Below are 12,556 nucleotides of genomic sequence, written 5' to 3'. Positions count from 1 at the left end.
TTTAAAATCTTATGTGACTTAAGTGTTTAAAAACTCAACCTGCAAAGCTGTTATTTTGAGCGCAACGAAGTGGAGCCGAAAATCTAAAAACAACTGCATCTTAATAGATTCTTCATTCCATAATGCTTCGCAAAATTACATTCTGAATGACAGGATTTTTAAATATAACACTTAAGTCACATAAGTTTAGTTTAATAAAATAATTAGAAGTTCACATGAGAAGAAAATCGAAGATTTTCACAAACTAATGTGTTCTTATATAAAACGTAGAATTATTTTAAAATCTTATGTGACTTAAGTGTTTAAAAACTTTTTCATTTAATCTGCAACACTGTCATTTTGAGCGCAACGAAGTGAAGTCGAAAAATCTCAATATTAAGAGATTCTTCACTGCATAATGCTGCGCAAAATTTCATTCTGAATGACAGGAATAGTTTTGAAATGGAATAATGAAAGTATTGTATTAAATAAAAAATTTAAAAAGATCTTTCATTCATCACCCTTCTCAACTTTTCATTACATTTGTTTCCTCAATTCAATAAATAATCACGAAACTGCTTTCTTATTCTATGCAAAAAATTGTCATTCTGTTGTTTTTCGTTTTATCGGCATCTGTTTTCGGTCAGGACTATTTAAATAAAACCGAAAAATATGATGTGGAACTGTTTAATTATTTAGACAGCTTAACGGTGGAGAAAAAAGTTCCTCTGGAAGAGTATCTGAAGTTTTCAAAGCCTTTTTCGAAATGGGATATCCGACCTTTACAGCATGAGAAAATCTACGCGCTTGATTCGGTACGCACATCAAGTGAAATCTCCAATTTTTTCTGGGGTGGTTTTTCTCAGCGGTATGAACTGACGGAAAAGGAAGCGGCAGACAAACCGAATCAGTTTTTAAAACAAGGCATGATTGACGAGGACAGGTATATTCAGTTTCTGAAGGATCATTTTTCGGAGTTTAAAACACTGGCTGCACTGGTGGGAAAAAGCAGAAATTTAATTTATGTAAACCAGAGTTCTCTGCAAAGGGTAGATGGTATTTTTAAAGAAAACAATGGATACTGGTCTTATGTGATTCCGCAAAAATCGCCTTTCCCGATCTCGGCAAAAATAAAAGCGGAAGGGAATTATCGCTTCAGCTCGTTACAGCAACAGATCCTTGAACAGATGAAGAAGGTAAATATTTATTCGATTGTAAAAACAGACTTGGGAATGTTCTTTCTTCTGGACGGATTTTCTGATAATTCTTATGGCTATTATTTTTCCCCGTCGGGAATGCTGGAAAACAACAATCACTTGTTTGAGATCATGAGTTCCCGAAATATCAGCGACGGATTTTACTATTATATTGCGAATTAGGGAGGATTAAAATTGATATTGCATCGATGTTTGCCAAATGTATCTTCATTGGTTTCTCGTTAATAATTGGATTATATTTGCTGATAGATCTAATGAACTAAGATTTTCGATAAATTTAAACTTTTATTTAACCGCAAAAGTCACAAAAGATGAACTAAATTTTTTATTTAAAGTTGATCATTATCAATGAAAAAGCTAACAATAGTTTTTAAAAATCTCTGATTTTTATGTTTTTGAGGACTTTAATTATTCTGAAACTTCGCTTTATGATTATCTTTTGTCCCTTTTGCGGTTAAAAGTTTAAATAAAAAACTCACAGATAAATTATTTTTATGCAAAGACAGACCATAAATGATGCCTATTTTTCAACATTAACATGGACGGATCATCATTTAATAGACTTGGCAAATTCGGCAACTCTTTTTTTACCAGACGGACAGATTAAAAAACTTGAAAATTATTATTTACCATTTTTTTTTGACAGTGCGCTAAGCTCTTCCGATGGTGTATACTCAGTTGTTTACAACAGACTCGGCACAAAGGGTCTCATCATGAAGAACAAAAAAATCTTAAGAGAAATCAACCGTTCTTATTATCATGCAGGCGTCTACGAGTACCCTATTGCATTCGCTAAACTTAAAGATGGAAGAGATATTCTTATTCACTGTCCAAATGAATACAACAGGCTGGAATTTGAAGAAGTTGAGACGGGATTACTTTTGACAGACCATGCAGACAGAAATCCTTCACATTTTTTTCATTCACGCCTTGAAGTAAGCCCGGATAATAAAACTTTTTTAAGCAAAGGCTGGGCGTGGCATCCATATGATTTTGTGGAAATTTTTGACATTGAAGAATGTTTAGAGAGTCCTAAAGCATTGGATCAAAGCAAACTTATTCCTGATGTTTCTGCTGAAATCTGTACAGCAAGTTTTATTACTAACGAATTGGTTTTAATTGGCTCTCCAAATGAAACGGAGCCTTTTGATGATGAACCCTCCGATCTACTTGAAAACGGTGAAATTGGGATCTGGAATGTTACAACAAATGAAATATCAGAAATAATTAAGCCCAACTGTACGGTGGGCGGAAATTTAATAGCAATAGATGATACATTCGCTTGGGAATTATTCAGGCATCCTAAAATTATCAATTTCAGAACAGGAGAAATTGTAGAAGAAATAAAAGAAATTTATTCCGGTAAGCAGATTTCATCAATTATACACTCTACATCTGATTTACCTTTAATAACATTTAATAGAAAAACAAAACAGATTGCAATAGCTAAAGATACAACGATTGAAATACTTACTAAATAATATCCATTATAAGGTTTTAAATTGATATAAAGAATTATTTTTATTTGTCTTTTGAAAAGCCTCTTTACTACTGTAAAACCTTGTGAAAGGTCTTACAAAGATTACTCTAAATAAAAAACCTGCCTATCGACAGGTTTATTTTATGTTCTGTTATTGCATGAAAAACGAGGTTATCTGTTCGAGACATTTGTGTAAAATCAAAAGATTGCTTCGTCGTTCCTCCTCACAATGACGGTTTTAAAAAAGATTTTCATCCACAAAATTCGGAAGCGTTACTTTCAGATTCGGTTCCATTTCCATGGCTCTTTTGATAGCGAAAACAGCACCTTCATTTCTTGCCCAGCTTCGTCTTGAGATCCCGTTGTTCACGTCCCAGAACAGCATGGATTTTAATCTTCTGTCGGCATCATCGCTTCCGTCCAGCAGCATTCCGAAGCCGCCGTTGATGACTTCTCCCCATCCTACTCCGCCTCCGTTGTGGATCGAAACCCAGGTTGCCCCACGGAAACTGTCGCCAATCACATTATGGATCGCCATATCTGCCGTAAATCTGGAACCGTCATAAATATTGGACGTTTCTCTGTACGGCGAATCTGTTCCGGAAACATCGTGATGATCTCTTCCCAAAACTACGGGTCCGATTTCTCCGTTTTTAATGGCTTTGTTGAAGGCTTCTGCTATTTTCATTCTTCCTTCTGCATCGGCATATAAAATTCTCGCCTGTGAACCGACCACCAGATTATTTTCCTGCGCTCCTTTGATCCACTGGATATTGTCTTTCATCTGCTGCTGGATTTCTTCAGGGGAATTCTGCTGAATTTCTTCTAAAACCGCACACGCAATATCATCTGTTTTCTGTAAATCTTCCGGTTTTCCGCTCGTACAAACCCAACGGAATGGCCCGAAACCGTAATCAAAACACATCGGTCCCATAATATCCTGCACATAAGAAGGGAATTTAAATTCTCTTCCCAACGTAGGATTTTCTGCCATTACATCAGCTCCGGCTCTGGAAGATTCCAGTAAAAAGGCATTTCCATAATCGAAGAAATAGGTTCCTTTTGCCGTATGTTTATTGATGGCTTCTGCATGTCTTCTTAAGCTTTCCTGAACTTTATCTTTAAACAGTTCCGGATCTTTCGCCATCATTTTGTTTGATTCTTCAAAGCTTTGTCCCGCAGGATAATATCCTCCCGCCCAAGGATTATGAAGCGAAGTCTGGTCTGAACCGATGTCGATTCTTAAATTCTCCTGATCGAATTTTTCCCAGACCTCAACAATATTTCCCAAGTACGCCAGAGAAACAGATTCTTTATTTTCCTGCGCCTGTCGAACTCTTGCAACTAATGCGTCAAGATTTTCATGAATTTCGTTCACCCACTTCTGCTCGTGACGGATTTTGGTAATCTTTGGATTGACTTCGGCACAAACGGTAACACAGCCTGCAATATTTCCTGCTTTCGGCTGCGCGCCGGACATTCCGCCTAATCCTGAAGTCACGAACAGTCCGCCTTTCGGATCTTTATTGATTTTTCTGAACGCGTTCAGTACCGTAATGGTCGTTCCGTGAACAATTCCCTGCGGACCGATGTACATATAGCTTCCCGCCGTCATTTGTCCGTACTGTGTAACGCCCAATGCATTGAATTTTTCCCAATCGTCCGGTTTGGAATAGTTGGGAATCATCATTCCGTTGGTTACCACTACTCTCGGCGCATCTTTATGGGAAGGAAACAATCCCATCGGATGTCCGGAATACATGACCAAAGTCTGTTCATCCGTCATTTCAGAAAGGTATTTCATCGTTAAAAGATACTGCGCCCAGTTGGAGAACACTCCCCCGTTTCCACCATACGTAATCAGTTCATGAGGATGCTGCGCTACGGCATAATCCAGATTGTTCTGAATCATCAGCATGATGGCTTTTGCCTGCTCGGATTTTCCGGGATATTCAGAGATTGGTCTCGCCTTCATCTCATAATCCGGACGGAAACGGTACATATAAATTCTTCCGTATTTCTCGAGCTCTTCCCTGAATTCCGGCAGTAATTCGGTATGAAATTCTGGATCGAAATAACGCAAAGCATTCTTCAGTGCCAATTTTTTCTCTTCTTCTCCTAAAATTTCTTTACGCTTCGGCGCATGATTGATGTTGGTTTCGTAAGGTTTCGGCTGTGGCAAACGGTTGGGTATGCCCTGCTGTATCTGTTGTTGGAATGTCATGTATTTGTTGATCGTTGTTAGTTTAGTAGATTTATTTTTGTGGTTTTAAAGATATTCAAATTAGAAAATCCCTGCAACTAATGTGAGGAAATTTGAAACAGTATGAAAATTCCCCTCCTCTGGAGGGGAATTTCCATTATGGAAATTTCGAAGGTTTAAGATTTTCAAAAATAAAAAACCTCACTGAAAATTTCAATGAGGCTTAGTATGAAAAGATTTTTTAGATTTAATTATGATTTTTCACCACAACCCATCCGGTAAATGTTCTGCCGTCCGGTATGGTAATTACATACCAGTAACTTGCGGTTGGAAGCACTCTTCCTTTTATCATTCCGTCCCAATAGAACTGGGTATTTGAATTCTGTTCAAAAATCAGCATCTGATAACGGTCGAAAATTTTAAGGTTAGACATTTTTGTTCCGAATACCTGAAGATCTTTAATTACCCAATGGTCATTAAGTCCGTCACCGTTTGGTGTAATTGCATTGGTGATATCCAATACCAAACCGTCTTTTTTCACGATACAGTCGCTGTCGGCAAATCTCACGTAGAATGTGGTAATTCCTGTCGGTAAATTATTGAAGCTGTTGCTTACCTGCCAGTTGATACCGTCTATAGAATACAATATTGTTTTCGAGCCTGTAGCATAAATCATCACATTATTACCGCTAAACTGAATGCTTGTAATAACAGGAACCTCATAATGTTTGATTTCGAAAGTCTTGGTGTAAGAACATCCGTTATCTGCTGTCACGGTTAATGAATAAGTTCCTACCGTGTTAATTCCTGTAATTGTATTGGTGGTAGAGATGGTCTGCCCTGCAGGATTAGTCCACTGATAGCTTACAATGGTATAGTTGGTAATGTTTACAGTATAACTGCTCAGTGAGCCTTCCGGACAGAAATACAATGTCGGAATATCAAAAATAGGCGTTTTCTTCAGTGAAAGCTGAATCTGTACAAGATTCGAGCAAAATCCCGGAACGCTTACTTTTACATAAATGGTACTGGAACCAGAAACCTGATTATAAAGATACGCTGACGGATTGGCAATAGCATTGGTTCCCGCATTAAGATCTGCTAATGAAGCATAATATGTAAAGATAACGTTTGCGCCATTGTAAATCTGTGTCTGGAACTGTGTTAAATTGACCGTTTCAGATCCGTCATTTCCGATATCACAGGTTGCTAAAGGGAAAGGTCCGTTGTTCAGCAGGGTTACTTTATTTCCGTAAGTAAAGGTTATGGTTGCAATATCATTACAGCCCGGAATATTCTGCACATTCACCCACATCTGTGCAGGGAAAGGATTGGCTGTAAAGTTGGAAGGATTGGCAATAGGATTGGTTCCGTTCTGCGCATCCAGAAGTGTAAGATAGAAGGTAAATGTATTCGCAGGATTCGGTGCATCAACCATTAAATTGGTAAAATTCAAAAGGTTCACTTCATAACTTCCGTCGAGATTTTCATCACAAACTGAAATGTTAGAATTGATGGCTTTCGGAGGGAAATACGTATTCAGCTCAATTGACGCTACGGAATAGCATCCCGTTGTATTCACCTGAAATCTTGCCCAGACCTGAACGGTAGATATATTGGTTGTAACGGTATTTCCGATCTGGTTGGCAGGGTTTCCTGCATTGGCTTCCGCCTGTGTATTATAATAAGTAACGGTGATATTCGATAAAGGATAGGTGTTCTGAGCCGGAATAAACATCTGAGAAGTAGCATCACTCAACTGGAAAGTTTCACTTAAGTTAAAATCTTCATCACACTTGTTTAATACCGCATTATTCAGAACTACCGGAGGTAAGAATGACATCTGAATGGTTAATTTAACGGCTGAAAAACAATCGTTATTATTAAATTTAACCTTTACATAAACTGTTGCAGTTCCTCCGGTAACCACAAACTGGGTAGGGTTTGTAATTTCATTGGTGAAAATGTGTGTCACCGGATCATAGTTCAGATAATATGTAAAATTCACATTGGAACTTGTTGTAATCTGGCTTTGTGCCTGAGTAAGATCATAAATTTCCGTATTGTCATTATTGTTGTCACAAATATTGGTCAGGTTAACTGTTACCTGAGGATTTACGGCAGGTGTAGAAGTTAATCCTACGGTGAAAGGATAAATCTGCTCACAGTTATACGAGTTGATTTTCACAAAAAACTGCTGTGTTCCGGTGAAGGTAACGTTATTCACAGGATTGTTTCCGCTTGCAGCATCTGCAGCAGTAAGGTAGAAAGTTACCGCAGCATTCTGGCTTCCGATCATCGCAGATGAAAATTGTGATAATTGTACATTTTCTGTATTATCATTATTAAAATCACAAACCGTAAAACTGGACTGTTCGATCACCGGATGAACCAAATTGATCGTGATAGGTCTTATGGTATAACACGAATCTGAAATTTCGAAACGTATATAATAGGTCTGCGTAACAAAATTTCCATTGGTCGTGATGATCTGATTCGGGCTTATAGGATTTATTCCGAAACTTGCATCCGGATAATTTGAATAAAACTCTACCACAGGAACTGTTGCCGGAGAAACCAGCATTCCGTTTGAAAGGGTATTTAAATTGATACTGATATCATCCGTTCCGTTAAAGCAGATGTATTCTGTCTTAGAATTCACCACAATTTTATTAAACGTAATATTCAGATTTACGGTAGCAACCGCAATACATCCGTTCGGAATCTGAACTCTGATAAAAATCGTGTAAGTTCCTTCATGCACAGTACTTAAAACTCCTCCTGAACCTGTAAGTGCCTCATTGTAGGTGGCGTATGCGGTAAAAACAGCTCCCGGTTGTGATGAAATCAGCGGTCCAAAAGTTAAAGGAAAATCAAAAGGCTCTGCATCATCATTGTTGACATCACACGTTGAGTAGTTATAGTTAATCGGAGAATTGAGATTAACTCCCGGTTTGAACTGGAAAGTGACCGGACCTAAAACATAGGTACAGTTTCCTTCCTGCAATCTTACCCAAACCGTTGTTCCTGCCGTTACATTAATGGTACTGATTGAACTGGTGTTGTTCTGAGCATTTGCCTGTGTTGCAAAATAAGAAATTCCTGTAGTTCCGGGTGCGAAAAGTTCAGGATCCAGAAACGATAAATTGTAGTTCGCTTCTACTCCATCGTTATTGGTATCACAAATCTCAACTGTATTTTTGAGTAAGCTTTTCGTCTGTAAATTTAACGTTAAAACAGCAACCCGGTAACAGCCCGGAACATTGGGATTCTGAATTCTTACATATAAAACCGTACTGGCTGTTAAAGTATAATTATTCGGCAGCGGACTGACGTTATTTTGGGCATTCTGCAAACTTGTATGAAAGCTGAATACAAAATTCGCCAGATTTTGTGTAGTCACATTTCCCTGAAAGCTGCTTAAAGTAAGGTTTACGGGATTGTTTCCGCAGTAATCCTGAGTGAAATTTTTAGCAGCCGGATACGTAGGATCAAATGTTAAAGGAAAATCATCTGTTAAAGTTATGGTACTGGTTCCGCAGGTATTAAATACCGCAGTTGCCGTATACACTTCATTCTGGGTAGGGCAAATTGTTGCCTGAATTCCTGTAGCAACCGTCTGTCCTGCGGAATTTGTCCACGTTACATCTGGTTGAATGGCATTTCCAAGCGGATTAAATCTATATCCTTCCTGCAAAGCCTGCCAAACGCCCGTATTTCTGTTGGGAGGAGAAACACCGAGTGTTCCGTCTGCATTAATTACCCCGATTAAAGCATTTTCAAATTTTCTTGTCGGACACGGCGTTGGTTTTTTATCCACGAAAACCTCAATCACATTTGTAGTTTCATGCAGAACAATCTGTGAGGAAGCTCTTTCTGTACATCCTGCAATTCTTCCTTCATAAAAACTGATTACGAATTTTCTGTAAGGAGCCGTTCCGATGGTGGAATAATATATTTCGGAGGGATCATTTGCCGAAAAAACCATGTCGTTGTACACTCCGAAAATAGAATTTTTGGGAAGACTGACATTGGGATTCTGCCACTGAATATTGGGATAGTTGATGTTTCCCAACTGGCTCAGATCAAAAGTGACCATTCCGTTCGAGCCGACAACCAAGGCATTGAAATTCTGATTGTAAAAACAGAACTGAAAAGGCAGATCCAGTTTGGTAGGAAAAGCATCATCGTAATTGGCATTAAGCGGAGTTCCCTGATTCAAAGCAACGGGAGGAGTAAAAGCCTGTGAAACGACTTCATAATTTGTGGTTTGCTTAATGACAGGATACTCCACATGAAGATCAATACAGCCGTTTGCATTAAGACCATTGGTACAGGTAACATTAAAGCTCTCGTTGCCGACTGCGTCTTTGATGATGATATTTCCGGGAGTTTGGGCAAGCCCGAAAACACTCATCCATACAAGGATAAATTGTAAAGGTTTTATCATAATCAAGTTTTCTTTTTAATCACTATTTATTGATAAATTTACCATTTTTTATGACACAATCATCAATTGTAAACAATTATTTACATGACATTCATAACAAATTTTTAAATAAGTTCAGAATATAATAATTTACAGTATAAATATAGACAAAAAAACCTTGCCTGAACAGCAAGGTTTACAATTATTTGATACTGAGTTGATATTACGTTAAAACATCGTCATTTTCCTCTTCATGATCGTCGTCATTATCGCTTAGACTCCAGTAGTTATTTTCTTCATCTTCACTCCCGATTTCTTCCATTTCATCATCATCTTCCACTCCGGGAATATCCAATCCTTTATCCAGTTTGTCATCATCATTTTTTTCATTAAAAATTGGTTTTCCGTTTCCGTCTAAAGAAATATGCTCTTCCTGATTAAAAATATCTTCACTGGATTTATACTCTCGCTGTTCCAGTCTTCTTTCCTGTTCCTGTTCGCTGTTTTCGGGTATCATAATGCTATTTTTTTGGTGTTACTTATCATTAAACAAAAATAGTTCCAAGATATTAACCGTAAATTTCCGGATTTACACAGGCAGGCATTTTTTCTCCTTTTGAAAATGCGATAAGATTTTCAGCCGCCAGTTTCGCCATACCGTTTCTTGCTTCTTCCGTTGCAGAGCCAATGTGAGGAAGCACACAAACGTTAGAAAGTTCTAAAATAGGATCGTCTTTAAAAATAGGTTCAGGATTAGTAACATCAAGTCCTGCTCCCCAGATTTTGTGTCCTGAAAGTGCATCGTAAAGATCTTTCTGATGATGAAAGCCTCCTCTTGCGGTATTGATGAAGATTGCATTTTTCTTCATTTTATCGAAAACAGAAGTATTAAAAAGTTCTTTCTGCTCCGGTTTGAAATTGGCATGAATGCTCAGAACATCAGCTCGTTCAATAAGCTCATCAAAAGAAACATACTGGGCTCCCAAATTCTTTTCTGCTTCTTCATTGCGGTGACGATTATGATAAATAATATCCATATCAAAAGCAGCTTTGGATTTTTTTGCCATTTCGTATCCAATTCTTCCGAGACCAAAAATACCGAGCGTTTTTCCGTATAATTCCTGACCTAAAGCGTGCAGCGGATCAAAATCTCCCCAGTTTCCGGATTTTACTTTTTCAAAATTATAACTTGCTCTTCGGGCAACCGACTGCATCAGTAAAAATGCAACATCTGAAGTGGCTTTGCTTAAAACATCGGGCGTATTTCCGACCGGAATTTTTCTTGCATCGGCTTCCTGAATATCCACATGATCAAAACCTACGGAATACAAAGCGATCGCCTTAATATTTGGGCATTCGTTGAAAAAGTCTTTATCGAATTTAAATTCTCCTCCCACGCTTAAAATGGCATCATTGCTTTTGCAGTAACTCAGCCATTCTTCGTGTGAAAGATTTTCATGTTCAGGAATGAATATTTCAAGATTTGCGTCTTTAAGAAGTTTGATACCTGCTTCAGGAATTCTTTTGTTGATGAATATTTTCATATTTTTTTGTGATGGTTAAATGATTTCTTCAAGTAAAAAACCTCACTTTTCACAAGTAAGGTTTTTCAACTTTAATATTAAAATGATTATACTTTAAATTTATTTTTCTAAGATTCGGATGCCAGTTCTTCTATTTCTTCCCAGATTTCCAGTGCAGATCTTCTTACTTTTCTTTTCGGTTCCGACTTTTTAGCTTTGAAATCCTTTATCTGAAGATTATTTTCGGATTCTTTTTTATCATGATTATCTTCCGCTCTGTTTCGGAAATTCATTTTAAAACTGTTCTGAATATTACTGAAATCTTGTAATATTTTAAATCTTTTGGTATTCATCATATTAAGATTTTAGTTAATTAGACAATTATGAATATTCAATTTTCGTTCCGAATTTTGAAGAAATGTTATTTTTGAATTAAAATTAATTCACCTTTTCTCTTCACTATATTTTTATAATCCCACTGAATGGTTTCCGATTTTTTTAAAGCTCTTTTCAGATCTTCTTCATTAATTTCTGAGACACTATTATAAAAAACAGACGCATCCTGAAATTTTTCTCCATGGACGTTCAGAAATTCTTCATTGAAAGATTTGCCGCTCCAAAACATCAGTCTTATTCCTTTTTTTTGTTTACTGTATCCTGTAATCCGATTTCCGTCTAAAAACCAGACAGGATGAGAATGCCAGATTTTAGATTCAGCATCAATAAGATTCTCACAGATAATTTCAGAAAGTCTTTCGCAGATTTCCCGATCGGATTCCGCTTGAGAACTGTTATATTTTGAGATTTCAGAATTCATTTTTATTTTTTAACTCTTTAAAATTAAAAAATTTATTCTGTTTTATTTTATGCGTTGATGCAGGTTTTACTAAAATCAAATTGAATGAATTTTTACTGCCCGAAAAGATATTCTTCAATTTATTTCTGAAAATGGTCTTACCCTTCATCCATCCCAATTAAACAAACATCACTGATTGGTATTTCCCAGCATCGGAACAAATTTGTAAGCCCCGAATTCCTCTTTTTCAAACTCTGTCTGTGAGATTTTTGTAAATCTGTATAAAACCTGCTCATCGGTTGGTCCGAGAGGAATGACCATTTTTCCGCCGACTTTAAGCTGTTTCAGAAGTTCGGTTGGCAAAACGGAAGCGCCACAGGTCACGATAATTTTATCAAACGGAGCAAAAGTAGGAAGTCCGGCAAAGCCATCCCCGAAACTCTGAAATTTTGGATATAAATTCATTTCACGAAGTTTCTTTTTGGAAAAATCGAAAAGATCTTTTTGTCGCTCAACCGTGTAAACATGGGCTTTCATTGCCATTAAAACGGCGGTCTGATAACCACAACCGGTTCCTATTTCCAACACTTTTTCTCCTTCTTTCACCTGCAGAAGTTCAGACTGCTCGGCAACAGTTGAAGGATGTGAAATCGTCTGATGTGCAAGAATAGGAAAAGCTCGGTCTTCGTAGGCAAAATCTTCGAAAATACTTTCAATAAAAAGGTGTCTCGGAACTTCATTCATCGCTGAAAGTACGTTTTCATCCGAAATTCCGATTCTGTTTCGGAGATATTCCACTAAAATCTTTCTTTTTCCTTTATGTACAAACGAATCTTGCGCCATTACAGATAGTAGTTATTAGGTTGCAGGTATGAGTTCGCACAAAAATATGAAATTTTGTCGGGGGTTAAAAACTGTTGCACGCAGTT

The 12,556-nt window shown here is 37.3% G+C and carries 9 protein-coding genes; 2 read left to right on the top strand and 7 right to left on the bottom strand.

Features of this window, described 5'->3' with window-relative positions:
* Nucleotides 1–569 precede the first annotated feature (569 nt).
* Both BW951_RS15550 and BW951_RS15545 read left to right on the top strand, forming a co-directional pair.
* A complete protein-coding gene (locus BW951_RS15550) occupies nt 570–1,358 on the top strand; it encodes a hypothetical protein (protein WP_076394530.1) in 789 nt (262 codons plus the stop codon).
* 332 nt (nt 1,359–1,690) lie between these two features.
* A complete protein-coding gene (locus BW951_RS15545) occupies nt 1,691–2,677 on the top strand; it encodes a hypothetical protein (protein ID WP_076394528.1) in 987 nt (328 codons plus the stop codon).
* A 237-nt stretch (nt 2,678–2,914) separates the two neighbouring features.
* On the opposite strand, the gene BW951_RS15540 is transcribed toward BW951_RS15545, so the two are convergent.
* The 7 genes from BW951_RS15540 to BW951_RS15510 all read right to left on the bottom strand — a co-directional run bounded on the left by BW951_RS15540 (nt 2,915) and on the right by BW951_RS15510 (nt 12,470).
* Nucleotides 2,915–4,900 (bottom strand): urocanate hydratase, encoded by a 1,986-nt coding sequence (locus tag BW951_RS15540; RefSeq protein WP_076394526.1) that lies wholly within the window; start codon nt 4,898–4,900, stop codon nt 2,915–2,917.
* A 226-nt stretch (nt 4,901–5,126) separates the two neighbouring features.
* A complete protein-coding gene (locus tag BW951_RS15535; protein ID WP_084196459.1) occupies nt 5,127–9,329 on the bottom strand; it encodes a T9SS type B sorting domain-containing protein in 4,203 nt (1,400 codons plus the stop codon).
* A gap of 202 nt (nt 9,330–9,531) precedes the next feature.
* On the bottom strand, nt 9,532–9,825 hold the full coding sequence (locus tag BW951_RS15530; RefSeq protein ID WP_076394522.1) for a hypothetical protein: 294 nt from the start codon (nt 9,823–9,825) through the stop codon (nt 9,532–9,534).
* Between the two features lie 52 nt (nt 9,826–9,877).
* Nucleotides 9,878–10,852, bottom strand: a complete 975-nt coding sequence (locus BW951_RS15525) for a 2-hydroxyacid dehydrogenase (protein ID WP_076394520.1) — start codon at nt 10,850–10,852, stop codon at nt 9,878–9,880.
* Nucleotides 10,853–10,959: 107 nt separating this feature from the next.
* Nucleotides 10,960–11,187, bottom strand: coding sequence for a hypothetical protein (locus tag BW951_RS15520; protein ID WP_084196458.1), 228 nt, complete (start codon nt 11,185–11,187; stop codon nt 10,960–10,962).
* 65 nt (nt 11,188–11,252) lie between these two features.
* A complete protein-coding gene (locus tag BW951_RS15515; RefSeq protein ID WP_076394518.1) occupies nt 11,253–11,648 on the bottom strand; it encodes a DUF1801 domain-containing protein in 396 nt (131 codons plus the stop codon).
* A gap of 168 nt (nt 11,649–11,816) precedes the next feature.
* Entirely contained in the window at nt 11,817–12,470 is a 654-nt protein-coding gene (locus BW951_RS15510) for a protein-L-isoaspartate(D-aspartate) O-methyltransferase (protein WP_076394516.1), read from the bottom strand.
* Between the last annotated feature and the right edge of the window lie 86 nt (nt 12,471–12,556).

The organism is Chryseobacterium gambrini, from assembly GCF_900156825.1.
Lineage (GTDB): Bacteria > Bacteroidota > Bacteroidia > Flavobacteriales > Weeksellaceae > Chryseobacterium > Chryseobacterium gambrini.
Note: the sequence above shows the minus strand (reverse complement) of the source record. Positions and strands in the feature narration are given on the sequence as shown.

What these genes read in the sequence shown, in the direction of transcription:
- BW951_RS15550 (WP_076394530.1), top strand. Translation starts at nt 570, where the DNA reads ATGCAAAAAATTGTCATTCTGTTGTTTTTCGTTTTATCGGCATCTGTT.
- BW951_RS15545 (WP_076394528.1), top strand. Translation starts at nt 1,691, where the DNA reads ATGCAAAGACAGACCATAAATGATGCCTATTTTTCAACATTAACATGG.
- BW951_RS15540 (WP_076394526.1), bottom strand. Translation starts at nt 4,900, where the DNA reads ATGACATTCCAACAACAGATACAGCAGGGCATACCCAACCGTTTGCCA.
- BW951_RS15535 (WP_084196459.1), bottom strand. Translation starts at nt 9,329, where the DNA reads ATGATAAAACCTTTACAATTTATCCTTGTATGGATGAGTGTTTTCGGG.
- BW951_RS15530 (WP_076394522.1), bottom strand. Translation starts at nt 9,825, where the DNA reads ATGATACCCGAAAACAGCGAACAGGAACAGGAAAGAAGACTGGAACAG.
- BW951_RS15525 (WP_076394520.1), bottom strand. Translation starts at nt 10,852, where the DNA reads ATGAAAATATTCATCAACAAAAGAATTCCTGAAGCAGGTATCAAACTT.
- BW951_RS15520 (WP_084196458.1), bottom strand. Translation starts at nt 11,187, where the DNA reads ATGATGAATACCAAAAGATTTAAAATATTACAAGATTTCAGTAATATT.
- BW951_RS15515 (WP_076394518.1), bottom strand. Translation starts at nt 11,648, where the DNA reads ATGAATTCTGAAATCTCAAAATATAACAGTTCTCAAGCGGAATCCGAT.
- BW951_RS15510 (WP_076394516.1), bottom strand. Translation starts at nt 12,470, where the DNA reads ATGGCGCAAGATTCGTTTGTACATAAAGGAAAAAGAAAGATTTTAGTG.